Raw genomic sequence first — 15,882 nt, forward strand, 5'->3', positions numbered from 1 at the left:
GGGCGCCTGCTACATGCCGCTGTAGACCGGCCCTTCGCCGCCTTGCGGCGCCACCCAGACGATGTTCTGGGTCGGGTCCTTGATGTCGCAGGTCTTGCAGTGCACGCAGTTCTGCGCGTTGATCTGCAGGCGATCGTCGCCGTGATCGTCCTTGACGAACTCGTAGACGCCGGCCGGACAGTAGCGCGATTCCGGGCCGCCGTACTTGGCCAGGTTGACCTGCACCGGCACCGAGGGATCCTTCAGCGTCAGGTGGACGGGTTCGTTCTCGTCATGGTTGGTGTTGGAGATGAACACCGAGCTGAGCTTGTCGAAGGTCAGCTTGCCGTCGGGCTTGGGATAGTCGATGCGGGCGCACTGCGAGGCCGGCTGCAGGCAGGCGTGATCCGGCTTGCTGTGGCGCAGCGTCCAGGGCATCTTGCCCTTGAACACCAGTTGCTCGATGCCGGTCATCAGCGTGGCCACGGTGCGGCCCTTCTTGAACCACTGCTTGAAGTTGCGCGCCTTGTTCAGTTCGGCGTGCAGCCAGGAATTCTTGAAGGCTTCCGGATAGGCCGCCAGTTCGTCGTGGCGGCGGTCGGCCACCAGCGCGTCGAACGCGGCTTCGGCTGCCAGCTTGCCGGACTTGATGGCGGCGTGGCTGCCCTTGATGCGCGAGGCGTTCAGGAAGCCGGCCTCACAGCCGACCAGCACGCCGCCGGGGAACGTCAGCTTGGGCAGCGACAGCAGGCCGCCGGCGGTGATGGCGCGCGCGCCGTAGGCAATGCGCTTGCCGCCTTCGAACGTGCCGCGGATGGCGGGGTGGGTCTTGTAGCGCTGGAATTCGTCGAACGGCGACAGCCAGGGGTTGGCGTAGTCCAGGCCGACGATCATGCCGACCGCGACCAGATTGTTGTCCAGGTGATAGAGGAACGAGCCGCCGTAGGTGTCGGCGTCCAGCGGCCAGCCGGCGGTGTGGATCACCAGGCCGGGCTTGGACTGGGCCGGGTCGACCTCCCACATTTCCTTGATGCCGATGCCGTAGGCCTGCGGGTCGCGGCCGTCGTCGAGCTTGTAGCGTTCGATCAACTGGCGGCCGAGCTGGCCGCGCGCGCCTTCGGCGAACACCGTGTAGCGCGCGTGCAGTTCCATGCCGGGCTGGTAGTGGGCGGTGTGGCTGCCGTCGCGGGCCACGCCCATGTCGCCGGTAGCCACGCCGCGCACGGCGCCGTTCTCGTCGTACAGCACCTCGACCGCGGCAAAGCCCGGGAAGATCTCGACGCCCAGCGCCTCGGCCTGTTCGCCCAGCCACTTGACCACGTCGCCCAGGCGGACGATGTAGTTGCCTTCATTGTGGAAACAGGGCGGCAGCAGCCAGTTGGGCGTGGCGCGCGCGCCGTTCTCGGACAGGAACAGGAACTTGTCCTGCGTCACGGGTACGTTCAGCGGCGCGCCCTTGTCCTTCCAGTCGGGGATCAGTTCGGTCAGCGCCAGCGGGTCCATCACGGCGCCGGACAGGATGTGGGCGCCCAGCTCGGCGCCTTTTTCCAGGACGCAGACGCCGATTTCCTGGTTCTTTTCAGCGGCCAGCTGCTTCAGACGGATAGCGGTGGCCAGACCGGCGGGACCCCCGCCAACCACGACCACGTCATATTCCATCGACTCGCGTTCAGACATTGCAAAGCTCCCCGTATGTATTCCATATATGGCTGGAAGTATTATCGGCGATTGTATTGCAGGCGGAGACCTTGCACGTCTTCGCATTTCTTTCAGCCATCAGGAGTATTTGGTGAACCCGGACACACTGTCTGCGCGGATTCTGACGGTGGGCGATACCCACCAGGTGGATTTGCCTTTGCGTTGGGGCGATTCCGACGCCTTGAACCATCTCAACAACACGCTGTATTTCCGCCTCATGGAAGAGGCGCGCATGCAGATCCTGTATGACGCGGGCTTCGAATTGCCGGCCGACGACGGCGCCATTCTGGCCCACGCATCCTGCGATTTCCTGCGCCCGTTGACCTATCCGGCGACCGTGCGCGTGACGCACAAGGTGACGCGTATCGGCCGTTCCAGCGCCGAATTCGAGCTGCTGCTCGAGAAGGTCGGCGATGATGGCGGCCCATACGCCCGCGGCCGCAACGTACTGGTGTGGATGGATTACGTGGCCAATACGTCCGCCCCGTGGCCGCCCGAAGTGCTGGCGAAAATGGCCACGCAGTTCCGGCCGGCCGCCTAGTGCAAGGGAGCGGCGGCAGTCCGACTTCAATGCGGCGTTTGAAACGGCGCCCGCATTTGCCGGCCATGCCGTTAAAATCCACGACAGAACCACAATACGAATGACAGGGCGCGCCACCCTCGGCGCCGCGAACCAGCAGGCATCGGGCCACGCCGCGATGCCGCCGGGCCGCGAAACCGGCAGCCGCGCCCCAAGTAAAACAGGGTCCACCCTGGATCGCCCGCCTCCTTCGCGAGGCATGCGTTCCGGCAGGCGGGCGGACTCTCTTCAGTTCGACCTTAACTAGGAGTTGGAGCGATGGACAAGGTTTTTGCAAGCGCCCAGGAGGCGCTGGCAGGCATCGTCAAGGACGGCCAGATGATCGCCGTCGGCGGTTTCGGCCTCTGCGGCATTCCCGAGGCCCTGATCGCCGCGCTGCGCGATTCGGGCGTGAAGGATCTTACGTGCGTCAGCAACAACGCGGGCGTCGACGGCTTCGGCCTGGGCCAGCTGCTCAATACACGCCAGGTCCGCAAGATGATCGCGTCGTACGTGGGCGAGAACAAGGAATTCGAACGCCAGTACCTGTCGGGCGAACTCGAGCTCGAATTCACGCCGCAGGGCACGCTGGCCGAGAAGCTGCGCGCTGGCGGCGCCGGCATCCCGGCCTTCTTCACCCGCACCGGCGTGGGCACCATCGTCGCCGACGGCAAGGAAATCCGCGAATTCGACGGCCAGCAATACGTGATGGAACGCTCGCTGGTGCCGGACGTGTCGCTGGTCAAGGCGCACATCGCCGACCGCAGCGGCAACCTGGTGTTCCGCAAGACGGCGCGCAACTTCAACCCGAACGTGGCGATGGCCGGCAAGTTCACCGTGGTCGAGGTCGAGCAGATCGTCGACACCGGCAGCCTGGACCCCGACCAGATCCACCTGCCCGGCATCTATGTGCACCGGATCGTGCTGAACGCCAATCCGGAAAAGCGCATCGAACAACGCACCACTCGCCCGGCCTAAGGAGAAGACGACATGGCATGGTCCCGCGATGAAATGGCGGCGCGCGCCGCGCGCGAGCTGCAAGACGGTTTTTACGTGAACCTGGGTATCGGCCTGCCGACCCTGGTGGCCAACCACGTGCCCAAGGGCGTCGAAGTCTGGCTGCAGTCCGAAAACGGCCTGCTGGGCATCGGCCCGTTCCCGACCGACGCCGAGGTCGACGCCGACCTGATCAACGCCGGCAAGCAGACGGTCACGACGCTGCCCGGCTCGTCGATCTTCTCGTCGGCCGACTCGTTCGCGATGATCCGCGGCGGCAAGATCAACCTGGCCATCCTGGGCGCGATGCAGGTGTCCGAAAAGGGCGACCTGGCCAACTGGATGATCCCGGGCAAGATGGTCAAGGGCATGGGCGGCGCGATGGACCTGGTGGCCGGTGTCGGCCGCGTGGTCGTGCTGATGGAACACGTGGCCAAGAAGAAGGACGGCACCGAGGACATCAAGCTGCTGCCCGAATGCAACCTGCCGCTGACCGGCGTGGGCGTGGTCGACCTGATCATCACCGACCTGGGCGTGATGGAAGTCACCGACAAGGGCCTGAAGTTGCTGGAAACGGCGCCGGGCGTCACCGTGGACGAGATCCAGTCCAAGACGCTCGCCAAGCTGGACGTGTCGGCGGTCAAGTAATCCGCCGCCAAGGCATCATGAATAACGCCCCGCAAAGGGCGTTTTTCATTTGGGACGGTGGCGGCCGGGATGGTCGTTCAGGCCGATTCCCGCAGCAGCATGCCGACGTGCGGGATGCCGTCCTCGATGTATTCGTCGGTCACCGGCACGAAGCCGTGGCCGCCGTAGTAGCCCTTGAGCCGGGCCTGCGCGCCCAGGTAGACCGGCGCGCCGGGCCACAGCCGCGCCACTTCGTCCTTGGCGCGGCGCATCAGCTCGTGGCCCAGGCCCGTGCCGCGTGTCGCAGGCGCCGTGATGACGCGGCCTATGACCGCCTGGCCGTCATTGAGCGCCGGTTCCAGCAGGCGGCAATAGGCCAGCAGCTCGCCGTTTTCCCATGCCATCAGGTGTTCCGTCTGCCCCAGCAGGTCCTTGCCGTCCAGGTCGAGGAAGACGCAATTCTGTTCCACCACGAAGACTTCCGAGCGCAGGCGCAGCACGGCGTACAGCTCGGCCAGGGTCAGTTCGGCGTGGGGTTTGCAGGTCCAGGCGGGCATTCGAGATAGTCCGAAAAGGGTGGGTGGGGCAGGGCGGTTAGCGTACCTCAAACCGACCCCGTTTCTTTTGATGCACTGTTACATAAATTCACGGGTATACCCTTAGTATGAAAATGAATTTTCTTATCTAAAATTTGCGTGTAAACAGATTTACATAAACCCCCGCTACGCTCCCCCTCCCACTTTCGATGAACAAGGCCGCACTCACGATTGCTGATCGGATCGCCCGGGCCCAGCCCGCGCTGAGCCGCAAGCAGCACAAGATGGCCGAGTACGTCCTGGCGCACCAGTTCCGCGTGGCCACGATGACCATCGACGAATTCGCGGCGGCGGCGGGGGTGTCGGTGGCGACCGCCAACCGGTTCGCGCGCGCCCTGGACCTGCCAGGCTATCCGCAATTCCGCGCCGAACTGGCGCGTGGCTTCGAAGCCGCGCTGGAGCCGGTCGAGAAGCTGCGCACCGAGCTGGCGCATTCGGCCAGCGCGGTGCAGATCTTCGCCGCCACGCTCGAAGAAGACATCCGCAACGCCCAGCGCAACCTGCAGAGCCTGGACGCCGCCGCCTGTGAACAGGCGGTCCAGGCCATCCTGGCCGCCGACCGCGTCTTCATCATCGGCTTCGGCGCCAGTGGTTTCCTGGCCGGCATGCTGCAGCGCGGCCTGTGCATGCACCTGCATTCGGTCGAGTCGCTGGCCGGTCCGGGCGGCGTATCGCATGCGGCGCGCCAGATGTCGCGCATGACCAGCAAGGATCTGGTCATCGCGATCGGCTTTCCGCGCTACCTGGCCGACACCGTGACCCTGGCGGGCGCCGCCAAGCAGGCCGGCGTGCCGGTGCTGGTGCTGACCGACAAGCCCACCTCGCCGCTGGCGCCGACCGCGTCGGTGGTGCTGTACGCCGTGTCCACGCGCCAGCTGATCCCCAATTCCGAAACCGCCGCGCTGGGCCTGATCGAGGCCCTGTCGGCGGCGGTGGCCTATCGGGCCAAGAATTCCGTCGCGGCCGCCGCTGGGGTGACCCAGTCCGTGATGCCGTGGCTCATCCATGGAGTAGGTAAACGATGATTCAACCCGTGATCGCGATTCACGGTGGCGCCGGCGCGATGTCCCGCGCGGCCATGTCGCCCGAGAAAGAGCAGGAATACCTGAGCGCGCTCGAATCCATCCTGACCGCCGGCCAGGCCGTGCTGGCCCGTGGCGGCAGCGCGCTGGACGCGGTCACCGAAGCCGTGCGCCTCCTGGAAGATTGCCCGCTGTTCAACGCCGGCCATGGCGCCGTGTTCACCAGCGCCGGCACCCATGAGCTGGACGCCGCCATCATGGACGGCGCCACGCTGCGTTCGGGCGCCATCGCCAACGTCAACTGCGTGCGCAACCCGGTGTTCGCCGCGCGCAAGGTCATGGAAACCAGCAAGCACGTGCTGTTCGTGGGCGAGGGCGCCGAAACCTTCGCCAAGGACGCCGGCCTGGAAATCGTCGACCCGTCGTACTTCTCCACCGAGGCGCGCCGCGAGCAGTTGCTGCGCGTGCAGCGCGAAACGCCGGAAGCGGCGGTGCTGGACCACGACGGCCAGGCCATGGTCGCGCGCGGCCAGCCGGCGCCGGCGGATCCGCTGGATTCCGACAAGAAGTTCGGCACCGTGGGCGCCGTGGCGGTGGACGCGCAGGGCAACCTGGCCGCGGCCACCTCCACCGGCGGCATCACCAACAAGCAGGTCGGCCGCGTCGGCGACGCGCCGCTGATCGGCGCCGGCACCTACGCCAGCAACCAGACCTGCGCCGTGTCCACCACGGGCACCGGCGAGATGTTCATCCGCATGGTCGCCGCCTATGACGTGGCGGCCCAGATGGAATATTGCGGCGCGTCGCTGGAAACGGCGGCGAACCGTGTCGTCATGGAAAAACTGCCCACCATCGGCGGCAAGGGCGGCCTGGTGGCCGTCGACGCCAAGGGCAATGTGGCCTTGCCGTTCAACACGGAAGGCATGTACCGCGGTTACGCCCGCGTCGGCGAGAAGCCGGTCACCGCCATCTACCGCTGAGCGGCGGCGGGCTTCGTTTTTGTCAGTTTTGGGGATTACTAGAGATATGGTTGATCGCGCAAACAGCCTGGCGCTGCCGGATAACCGCGTGGTCCAGGTCGACGACCTGACGGTGCGCTTCGTGGGTTCGGAGCGCACGGTCGAAGCCGTGCGCAACCTGTCGTTCCATGTGGACCGGGGCGAGACCCTGGCCATCGTGGGCGAATCGGGTTCGGGCAAGTCGGTGACGTCGCTGGCGCTGATGCGCCTGGTGGAACATGGCGGCGGCCGCATCGCCCAGGGCAGCATGGCCCTGCGCCGGCGCAACGGTTCCGTGATCGACCTGGTCGGCGCCAACCAGCGCACCATGCGCAACGTGCGCGGCGCCGACATGGCGATGATCTTCCAGGAGCCGATGACCTCCCTGAACCCGGTGTTCACGGCCGGCGACCAGATCGCCGAATCGATTCGCGAGCACCAGGGCATGGACGCCGCGGCCTCGCGCGCCGAAGCCCTGCGCATGCTGGAACAGGTGCGCATTCCGGAAGCCAAGTCGGTGCTGGACCGCTACCCGCACCAGTTGTCGGGCGGCATGCGCCAGCGCGTCATGATCGCCATGGCACTGGCCTGCAAGCCGGCGCTGCTGATCGCCGACGAGCCCACCACCGCGCTGGACGTCACCATCCAGGCGCAGATCCTGCAACTGATCCGTCAGCTGCAGGAAGAAATGCACATGGGCGTGGTGTTCATCACCCACGACATGGGCGTGGTGGCCGAAGTGGCCGATCGCGTGCTGGTCATGTACCGCGGCGACAAGGTCGAGGAAGGCCCGTCGGCGTCGGTGTTCGCCACGCCCCAGCACGCCTATACCAAGGCGTTGCTGTCGGCCGTGCCGAAGCTGGGCGCGATGCAGGGCACCGACCTGCCGGCGCGTTTCCCGCTGTTGCAGGTGGACGGCCGTGCCCAGCCGGTGGCCGAGCCCGGCGCCGCCAGCACCCAGGAAGTGCCGGCCGAGCGTCGCGAGCCCATCCTGAGCGTGCGCAATCTGGTGACGCGCTTCGATCTGCGCGGCGGCATCATGAGCCGCGTGCAGCGCCGCGTGCATGCCGTCGAGAAGGTCAGCTTCGACCTGTACCCGGGCGAGACGCTGTCGCTGGTGGGCGAGTCCGGTTGCGGCAAGTCCACCACCGGCCGCTCGCTGCTGCGCCTGGTCGAAAGCCAGGGCGGCGAGATCCGCTTCGGCGGGCGCGACATCGTGCGCCTGAAGACATCCGAACTGCAATCCCTGCGCCGCGACATCCAGTTCGTGTTCCAGGATCCGTTCGCCTCGCTCGACCCGCGCGTCACGGTCGGTTTCTCGATCATGGAACCGCTGCTGGTGCACGGCGTGGCCAAGGGCAAGGAGGCTGAGCGGCGCGTGGCCGAACTGCTCGAGCGCGTCGGCCTGCCGCCCGAGATGGCGCAGCGCTATCCGCATGAATTCTCCGGCGGCCAGCGCCAGCGCATCTGTATCGCGCGCGCCCTGGCCCTGAACCCCAAGGTCGTGATCGCGGACGAATCGGTGTCGGCGCTGGACGTGTCGATCCAGGCGCAGATCGTCAACCTGCTGATCGACCTGCAGCGCGACATGGGCATTTCGTTCCTGTTCATTTCTCACGACATGGCCGTGGTCGAGCGCGTCAGCCATCGCGTGGCCGTGATGTACCTGGGGCAGATCGTCGAGATCGGCCCGCGCCGGGCCATTTTCGAGAACCCGCAGCACCCGTACACCAAGAAGCTGATGGCGGCCGTGCCGATCGCCGATCCGGCGCGCCGCCACATGAAGCGCACCTTGCTGTCCGATGAAATCCCCAGCCCGATCCGCAAGCTCGGCGACGAGCCGGTGGTGCAACCGCTGGTACAGGTAGGAACCGATCACTTCGTCGCCCGCCATGCGGTCGGCGGAGCGTATTGAGTCAGTTGTCGTACTTGTTTTTCTTCCACCAAACCCCCTAATTCCTCACGGAACCAGGAGTTGCAATGATGAAAGTTCTGCGCCCCACCAAGCTGATGGCCGCCGCCGCGGTGGCCTTCGGCGTGCTCACCTCGCCGCTGGCGCATGCTGCCAAGGACGTGACGTTTGCCGTCTCCATCGCGCTGGAAACGCTCGATCCGTACAACACCAACAGCACGCTGAACCAGGCGGCCGGCAAGGCCTACTACGAAGGCCTGTTCGAGTTCGACAAGGACCTGAAGGTCCAGAAGGTGCTGGCCACCGACTACACCGTCAGCGAAGACGGCCTGGTGTACACCTTCAAGCTGCGCGATGGCGTCAAGTTCCATGACGGCACGCCGTTCAACGCCGAAGCCGTCAAGATCAACTTCGACCGTCCGGCCAACCCCGACAACCGCCTGTCGCGCTACATCCAGTTCAGCGTCATCGAGAAGACCGAAGTGGTCGACCCGCTGACCGTCAAGATCACGCTGAAGAAGCCGTTCTCGGCCTTCATCAACGCGCTGGCCCACCCGGCCGCCATGATGATCTCGCCGGCCGCCCTGGCCAAGTACGGCAAGGAAATCGGCTTCCACCCGGTCGGCACCGGCCCGTTCGAATTCGTCGAATGGAAACCGGCCGAATACCTGAAGGTCAAGAAGTTCGACGGTTACTGGAAGAAGGGCTACCCGAAGGTCGACACCCTGACCTTCCGCACCGTGACCGACAACAACACCCGCGCCGCCGTGGTGCAGACGGGCGAAGCGCAATTCGCTTTCCCGGTGCCGTTCGAGCAGGCCGCCGTGCTGTCCAAGAACGACAAGCTGGATGTGGTCGACCACAAGAACTCGATCATGGCCCGCTACCTGTCGATGAACACGCAGCAAAAGCCGTTCGACAACGTCAAGGTGCGTGAAGCCATCAACTACGCCATCAACAAGGAAGCCCTGGCCAAGGTCGCTTTCTCGGGCTACGCCACCATCGTCGATGGCGTCGTGCCGCAAGGCGTGGACTTCGCCCACAAGACCGGCCCGTGGCCGTACGACATCAAGAAGGCCAAGGCCCTGCTGGCCGAAGCCGGCTACCCCAACGGCTTCGAAAGCCAGCTCTGGTCCGCCTACAACGACGGCACCTCGGTGAAGGTGGTGCAGTTCCTGCAGCAGCAACTGGCGCAAGTCGGCATCAAGGTGTCGGTGGAAGTGCTGGAATCGGGCCAGCGCGTGCAGCGCGTGCAACAGGTGCAAAAGCCTGAAGACGCCAAGGTCCGCATGTACTACGCCGGCTGGTCGTCCTCGACCGGCGAAGCCGACTGGGGCCTGCGTCCGCTGCTGACCACCGCGGCTTTCCCGCCGGTGCTCAACAACGTGTCGTACTACTCGAACAAGTCGGTTGACGACGGCATCCAGCAAGCCCTGGCCACGACCGACCGCGCCAAGAAGACCGAGATCTACAAGAACGTTCAGGAAACCATCTGGAAGGACGCCCCGTGGGCCTTCCTGGTGACCCAGAACAACCTGTACGTCAAGTCGAAGAACCTGTCGGGCGTGTACGTGGAACCGGACACCTCGTTCTGGTTCGGCGACATCGACCTGAAGCAGTAATCGCGCGGCGGTAACTCACGGGGCCGTTCGGCCCCTTGCAAGGCCACATACGGCGGGGACGCGGTGTCCCCGCCGATGTTGCAGGAATTTCAATGCTGACCTACATCGTCAAACGTCTTTTGGGCATGATCCCCACGCTGCTGCTGGTGGCCGTGGTCGTGTTCCTGTTTGTGCACATGCTTCCGGGCGACCCGGCGCGACTGGCCGCGGGCCAGGAGGCCGACCAGCAGACCGTCGAACTGGTGCGCAAGGAACTGGGGCTGGATCTGCCCCTGCCGCAGCAATTCGTGCGCTACTTCAGTCACATGCTGCAAGGCGACCTGGGTACCTCGCTGCGTACCAAGCGTCCCGTCTCGACCGAAATCGCCGATCGCTTCATGCCCACGCTGTGGCTGACCATCGCGAGCATGGTCTGGTCCGTCACCTTCGGCATGATCATCGGCATCGTGTCGGCCGTGTGGCGCAACCGCTGGCCCGACCGCCTCGGCATGACGCTGGCGGTGTCCGGCATCTCGTTCCCCGCCTTCGCGCTGGGCATGATGCTGATGCAGATCTTCTCCGTGAACCTGGGCTGGCTGCCGACCGTGGGCGCCTCCAGCTGGAAACACTACATCCTGCCGTCCATCACGCTGGGCGCGGCCGTGGCCGCGGTGATGGCGCGCTTCACCCGCGCGTCCTTCGTCGAAGTGGTGCAGGAAGACTTCGTGCGCACCGCCCGGGCCAAGGGCCTGAGCGAGCGCCGCGTGGTCATCAAGCACGCGCTGCGCAACGCGCTGATTCCTGTCGTCACCATGATGGGCCTGCAGTTCGGCTTCCTGCTGGGCGGCTCGATCGTGGTCGAGACGGTGTTCAACTGGCCCGGCCTCGGCCGCCTGCTGGTCGACGCCGTGACCCAGCGCGACTATCCGGTGATCCAGGGCCTGGTGCTGCTGTTCTCGCTGGAATTCATCCTGATCAACCTGATTGTCGACGTGCTCTACGGCGTCATCAATCCCAGCATCCGTTACAAGTGAGGCGGCCATGAGCAATACGACACCCGCCGCAACCGTTGCCGCCGCCGTGCCCAAGAACGACGTGCGCACGCCCGCCACCGAGTTCTGGCGCAAATTCAAGAAGCAGAAGCTGGCCGTGGGCGCCGGCGTCTTCGTCCTGCTGCTGGTCGTGGTGGCGATCCTCGCCCCCTGGATCGTGCCGTTCGACCCGGAGAACTTCTTCGACTACGACGCGCTCAACGCCGGTCCGTCCTGGACGCACTGGCTGGGCGTGGACTCGCTCGGCCGCGACATCTTCAGCCGCATCATCATGGGCGCGCGCATCTCGCTGGCCGCCGGCTTCCTGTCGGTCGCCATGGGCGCCATCGTCGGTACCTTCATGGGCCTGATGGCCGGCTACTACGAAGGCTGGTGGGAACGCATCACGATGCGTATCTCCGACGTGCTGCTGGCGTTCCCCGGCATGCTGCTGGCCATCGGCGTGGTCGCGATCCTGGGTTCGAGCATGGTCAACGTGATCGTGGCCGTGGCCGTGTTCAGCGTGCCGGCGTTCGCCCGCCTGGTGCGCGGCAACACGCTGTCGATCAAGCAGATGACCTACGTCGAAGCGGTCAAGAGCGTGGGCGCGTCCGACTGGACCATCATCATGCGCCACATCCTGCCCGGCACGATCTCGCCGATCGTGGTGTACGGCACGATGCGTATCGGCACCTCGATCATCACCGCGGCCAGCCTGTCGTTCCTGGGCATGGGCGCTTCGCCCCCCACGCCGGAGTGGGGCGCGATGCTGAACGAGGCGCGTGCCGACATGGTGATCGCCCCGCATGTGGCGATCTTCCCGGCGCTGGCGATCTTCCTGACCGTGCTGGCGTTCAACCTGCTGGGCGACGGCCTGCGCGACGCGCTCGATCCCAAGATCGACCGCAAGTAACCGCCAAGCGGATGATGGCCGCCGCGCCGGCCGCCCTTCGGGGCGCGGCGCGCCCCATTGATCCCCTTGCCGCCGCCCGCGTCCGGGCGCCCGCCTCGCGGCGCGCGCCACGGTCGCGCGGGACGGCGGCATTTTGCATTCTGGAGCGTGGCGACACGCAGCGACAAGCATGGAAAAACAAGCGTTCGACCAACCCCGCATCGGCAAGCTGGACGCCGGCCCGCTCGATTCGATCTGCGACGTGGGCGACATCAGCGTCGGCCACTGCACGCTGGACGATGGCGCGCTGCAGACCGGCGTGACCGTGCTGCGTCCGCACGGCGGCAACCCGTTCCTGGACAAGGTGCCGGCGGCCGCCACGGTGCTGAACGGCTTCGGCAAGAGCACCGGCCTGGTCCAGGTGCAGGAACTGGGCGTGCTGGAAACGCCGATCGCGCTGACCAACACTTTCGGCGTGGGCACCGTGGCCAACGCCCAGATCCGCGCGGCGGTGGCGGCCACGCCCGAGATCGGCCGCGGCATGTCGACGGTCAATCCGCTGGTCTTCGAATGCAACGACGGCTACCTGAATGACATCCAGGCCATGGCGGTGCAGGAGTCGCACTACGCCCAGGCGCTGGCCGCCGCGGACAAGCGCATGGCGCAGGGCGCGGTCGGCGCAGGCCGCGGCATGTCGTGCTTTTCCTTCAAGGGCGGCATCGGCTCAGCCTCGCGCGTGGCCTCGATCCAGCCGGGCCTGCGCCATACCGTGGGCGCGCTGGTGCTGGCCAATTTTGGCCGCCTGCCCAACCTGACGGTGGCGGGCCGGCCCTTTGGCCGGCGGCTGGCGGACCAGTTGGACCGCGGCCTGGCGCAGGCCGGCGAGAACGCCGCCATCGTGCCGGAGAAGGGATCTATCATCCTGCTGGTGGCCACCGACGCGCCGCTCGACGCGCGCCAGCTGCGCCGCCTGTCGCTGCGCGCCGGCGCCGGCCTGGCCCGCACCGGCTCGGTGTTCGGCCATGGCAGCGGCGACATCGCGCTGGCGTTCTCCACCGCATACACCGTGCCGCAACAGGCCGAGCGGCCGATGCCGGCCATCGCCATGCTGCACGAGACCCGCATCGATCCGCTGTTCGAGGCGGCGGCCGAGGCCTGCGAGCAGGCCATCATCGCCGCGCTGTGGCAGGCCGAGGGCGTGCGCGGCCGCGACGGCCATCACCGCGCCGCCATCCGCGAGGCCGCGCCCGACTGGCGCCAATGGCTGGCCGACACCGAATTCTGAATCCTACGAAGGCACACTCCATGAAGATCCTGATTTCCACCGATATCGAAGGCGTCGCCGGCGTCTTCCACGCCGAACAAGTGCGCGCCGGCAACGGCGAATACGAGCGCGCCCGCGCCTGGATGACGGCCGAGGCCAACGCCGCCGTGCAGGGCGCCATCGCCGGCGGCGCCGAAGAGATCCTGGTCAACGATTCGCACGGCGGTTTCCGCAACCTGTTGCCGGACGGCATCGACGAACGCGCCCGCCTGGTGCTGGGCAAGCCGCGCTACCTGGGCATGATGGGCGGCCTGGAAGAGGGCTGCGACGCCGTCTTCATGATCGGCTACCACTCGCGCTCGCAGGGCCGCGGCATCCTGGCGCACACCATCAACAGCTTCGCCTTCGCGCGCGTCTTCATCAACGGCATGGAACTGGGCGAGGCCGGCCTGTACGGCGCGCTGGCCGGTGAAATGGGCGTGCCCGTCATCCTGGCCACCGGCGACGACGTGTTCATCGCCGAGACCACCGACCTGTTCCCCGGCGCCCAGTGGGTGCAGACCAAGGTGGCGCATGGCCAGGGCAGCGGCGTGACGCTGTCGCCGGCGGCCTCGCGCCGCGCGATCGCCGCCGCTGCGGAGACCGCCGTGCGTAATGTGAAGAAGGCGGTTCCGTTCCGCATCCCCGCCCCTATAGAATGCCGGTTGCAGACGCAGTCGTCGGCCCTGGCCGACCTGTTCTGCATGTGGCCCACGCTGGAGCGCGTGGACGGCGTGACGCTGCGGTTCACCACGGACAGCATGCAGGCCGCCATCCGCACCCTGAACAGCCTGGCCGCCATGTCCTTCATGTTGCGCTAAGGAAACCCATGTCCAGCACCGACACCCGTATCGCCCAACTGCGGCAGGCCATGCGCCGCCGCAGCCTGTCCGCCTATATCGTGCCGTCCTCGGATCCGCACCTGTCCGAGTACCTGCCGGCGCGCTGGCAGGGCCGGCGCTGGCTGTCGGGCTTCACGGGCTCGGTGGGCACGCTGGTCGTGACGGCCGATTTCGCCGGGTTGTGGGTCGACAGCCGCTATTGGGTGCAGGCCGAGGCGCAACTGGCCGGCACCGGCGTGCAGCTGATGAAGATCGCCGTCGCCACCACGCCGGGCCATGTGGACTGGCTGGCCGCCAACACCCGCGTCGGCGACGTCATCGGCGTCGATGGGCAGGTGCTGGGCCTGGCCGCGTTCCGCGCGCTGTCGGCGGCCGCCGCCGCATCGGGCGCGACGCTGGAAATCCGCGCCGACCTGCTGGACGACATCTGGACGGACCGCGCCGGCCTGCCGTCGGCCGCGATCTACGAACACGTGGCGCCGCAGGCCTGTGTCGCGCGCGCCGACAAGCTGGCCCAGGTGCGCGCCGCCATGCGCGCCCACGGCGCCGACGTGCATTTCATCAGCACGCTCGATGACATCGCCTGGCTCCTGAACCTGCGCGGCGCCGACGTCGACTACAACCCGGTGTTCGTCGGCCACGCCCTGATCGGCCTGGACCACGCCACGCTGTTCGTGGCCGACGGCAAGATCGACGCCGCGCTGCGCGCCACGCTGGCCGCCGATGGCGTCGAGGTGGCCGATTACGCCCAGGCCGCCGACGCGCTGGCCTCGCTCGAACTGGACCAGAAGCTGCTGATTGACCCGGCCCGCGTCACCTGCGGCGTGTTCCACGCGATGGATCCGGCCGTGCCGCGCGTCGAGGCGATCAACCCGTCCACGCTGCTCAAGTCGCGCAAGACCGACGCCGAGTTGGCCAACGTGCGCCACGCCATGGCGCAGGATGGCGCCGCCCTGTGCGAGTTCTTCGCCTGGTTCGAAGGCGCGCTGGGCAACCAGCGCATCACCGAGCTGACCATCGACGAGCAGATCACCGCCGCCCGCGCGCGCCGCCCGGATTACGTCTGCCCCAGCTTCGCCACCATCGCCGGCTTCAACGCCAACGGCGCCATGCCGCACTACCGCGCCACGGCCGAGTCGCACGCCACCATCGAGGGCGACGGCCTGTTGCTGATCGACTCGGGCGGCCAGTACCTGGGCGGCACCACCGACATCACCCGCGTGGTCGCGGTGGGCGCGCCCAGCGCCGACCAGAAAGTCGACTTCACGCTGGTGCTCAAGGGCATGATCGCGCTGTCGCGCGCCTCGTTCCCGCGCGGCACGCCGTCGCCGATGCTGGACGCCATCGCGCGCGCCCCGATCTGGGAAGGTGGCGCCGAATATGGCCACGGCACCGGCCACGGCGTGGGCTATTTCCTGAACGTGCACGAAGGTCCGCAGGTCATCTCCTACCGCGCGGCCCCCGGCCCGCACACGGCGATGGAACCGGGCATGATCACGTCCAACGAACCGGGCATCTACCGCCCGGGCCGCTGGGGCGTGCGCATCGAGAACCTGGTGGCCAACCGCGCCTGGCTGACGTCCGAACTGGGCGAGTTCCTGTGTTTCGAGACGCTGACGCTGTGCCCGATCGACACGCGCTGCATCGAACCGTCGCTGCTGCGCGCGGATGAAATCGCGTGGCTGAACGACTATCACAAGACCGTGCTCGAGCGCCTGTCGCCGCTGGTGGAAGGCGAGGCCCTGGCTTGGCTGGAGCGGCGCACCGCGGCCATCTGATCGCTGTTTCCGACCATGGAAAAAGGCCCCTCGGGGCCTTTTTCCATG

At 66.7% G+C, this 15,882-nt stretch carries 14 protein-coding genes; 12 read left to right on the plus strand and 2 right to left on the minus strand.

Annotation, left to right across the window (positions count from 1 at the left end; genetic code table 11):
* Window positions 1-9: 9 nt before the first annotated feature.
* Window positions 10-1,656 carry an electron transfer flavoprotein-ubiquinone oxidoreductase gene (locus AT699_RS07400; RefSeq protein ID WP_006389328.1) on the minus strand — a complete coding sequence of 549 codons (1,647 nt, stop codon included), beginning with the start codon at window positions 1,654-1,656 and terminating at the stop codon, window positions 10-12.
* Window positions 1,657-1,768: 112 nt separating this feature from the next.
* On the opposite strand from AT699_RS07400, the gene AT699_RS07405 reads away from it, so the two are divergent.
* The 3 genes from AT699_RS07405 to AT699_RS07415 all read left to right on the plus strand — a co-directional run bounded on the left by AT699_RS07405 (window position 1,769) and on the right by AT699_RS07415 (window position 3,880).
* Complete coding sequence (locus AT699_RS07405; RefSeq protein WP_024068127.1) at window positions 1,769-2,218, plus strand: acyl-CoA thioesterase; 450 nt, start codon at window positions 1,769-1,771, stop codon at window positions 2,216-2,218.
* A gap of 297 nt (window positions 2,219-2,515) precedes the next feature.
* Window positions 2,516-3,214 (plus strand): CoA transferase subunit A, encoded by a 699-nt coding sequence (locus AT699_RS07410; RefSeq protein WP_006389330.1) that lies wholly within the window; start codon window positions 2,516-2,518, stop codon window positions 3,212-3,214.
* Between the two features lie 12 nt (window positions 3,215-3,226).
* Complete coding sequence (locus AT699_RS07415; RefSeq protein ID WP_006389331.1) at window positions 3,227-3,880, plus strand: CoA transferase subunit B; 654 nt, start codon at window positions 3,227-3,229, stop codon at window positions 3,878-3,880.
* A 77-nt stretch (window positions 3,881-3,957) separates the two neighbouring features.
* On the opposite strand, the gene AT699_RS07420 is transcribed toward AT699_RS07415, so the two are convergent.
* A complete protein-coding gene (locus AT699_RS07420; protein ID WP_024068128.1) occupies window positions 3,958-4,416 on the minus strand; it encodes a GNAT family N-acetyltransferase in 459 nt (152 codons plus the stop codon).
* Between the two features lie 188 nt (window positions 4,417-4,604).
* Between AT699_RS07420 and AT699_RS07425 the strand changes: the two genes are divergently transcribed.
* The 9 genes from AT699_RS07425 to AT699_RS07465 all read left to right on the plus strand — a co-directional run bounded on the left by AT699_RS07425 (window position 4,605) and on the right by AT699_RS07465 (window position 15,834).
* Entirely contained in the window at window positions 4,605-5,480 is an 876-nt protein-coding gene (locus AT699_RS07425) for a MurR/RpiR family transcriptional regulator (RefSeq protein ID WP_006389333.1), read from the plus strand.
* On the plus strand, window positions 5,477-6,457 hold the full coding sequence (locus tag AT699_RS07430) for an isoaspartyl peptidase/L-asparaginase family protein (RefSeq protein WP_024068129.1): 981 nt from the start codon (window positions 5,477-5,479) through the stop codon (window positions 6,455-6,457). Before AT699_RS07425 ends, AT699_RS07430 begins: the two co-directional genes overlap by 4 nt.
* A 46-nt stretch (window positions 6,458-6,503) precedes the next feature.
* Entirely contained in the window at window positions 6,504-8,390 is a 1,887-nt protein-coding gene (locus AT699_RS07435) for a dipeptide ABC transporter ATP-binding protein (RefSeq protein WP_024068130.1), read from the plus strand.
* Window positions 8,391-8,455: 65 nt separating this feature from the next.
* The gene (gene gsiB / locus AT699_RS07440) at window positions 8,456-10,009 is read left to right on the plus strand and encodes a glutathione ABC transporter substrate-binding protein GsiB (protein ID WP_006389336.1); all 1,554 of its coding nucleotides are present in this window, start codon (window positions 8,456-8,458) and stop codon (window positions 10,007-10,009) included.
* Window positions 10,010-10,101: 92 nt separating this feature from the next.
* Window positions 10,102-11,022: a glutathione ABC transporter permease GsiC gene (gene gsiC / locus AT699_RS07445; protein ID WP_006389337.1), complete on the plus strand. Its 921-nt coding sequence runs from the start codon at window positions 10,102-10,104 to the stop codon at window positions 11,020-11,022.
* Window positions 11,023-11,029: 7 nt separating this feature from the next.
* Window positions 11,030-11,932, plus strand: coding sequence for a glutathione ABC transporter permease GsiD (gsiD, locus tag AT699_RS07450; RefSeq protein ID WP_020924658.1), 903 nt, complete (start codon window positions 11,030-11,032; stop codon window positions 11,930-11,932).
* Between the two features lie 169 nt (window positions 11,933-12,101).
* The gene (locus AT699_RS07455; RefSeq protein ID WP_006389339.1) at window positions 12,102-13,196 is read left to right on the plus strand and encodes a DmpA family aminopeptidase; all 1,095 of its coding nucleotides are present in this window, start codon (window positions 12,102-12,104) and stop codon (window positions 13,194-13,196) included.
* Between the two features lie 20 nt (window positions 13,197-13,216).
* Window positions 13,217-14,035: a M55 family metallopeptidase gene (locus AT699_RS07460; protein WP_020924656.1), complete on the plus strand. Its 819-nt coding sequence runs from the start codon at window positions 13,217-13,219 to the stop codon at window positions 14,033-14,035.
* Between the two features lie 8 nt (window positions 14,036-14,043).
* Window positions 14,044-15,834 (plus strand): aminopeptidase P family protein, encoded by a 1,791-nt coding sequence (locus AT699_RS07465; RefSeq protein ID WP_024068131.1) that lies wholly within the window; start codon window positions 14,044-14,046, stop codon window positions 15,832-15,834.
* Window positions 15,835-15,882 lie beyond the last annotated feature (48 nt).

This window comes from Achromobacter xylosoxidans, assembly GCF_001457475.1.
GTDB lineage: Bacteria > Pseudomonadota > Gammaproteobacteria > Burkholderiales > Burkholderiaceae_B > Achromobacter > Achromobacter xylosoxidans.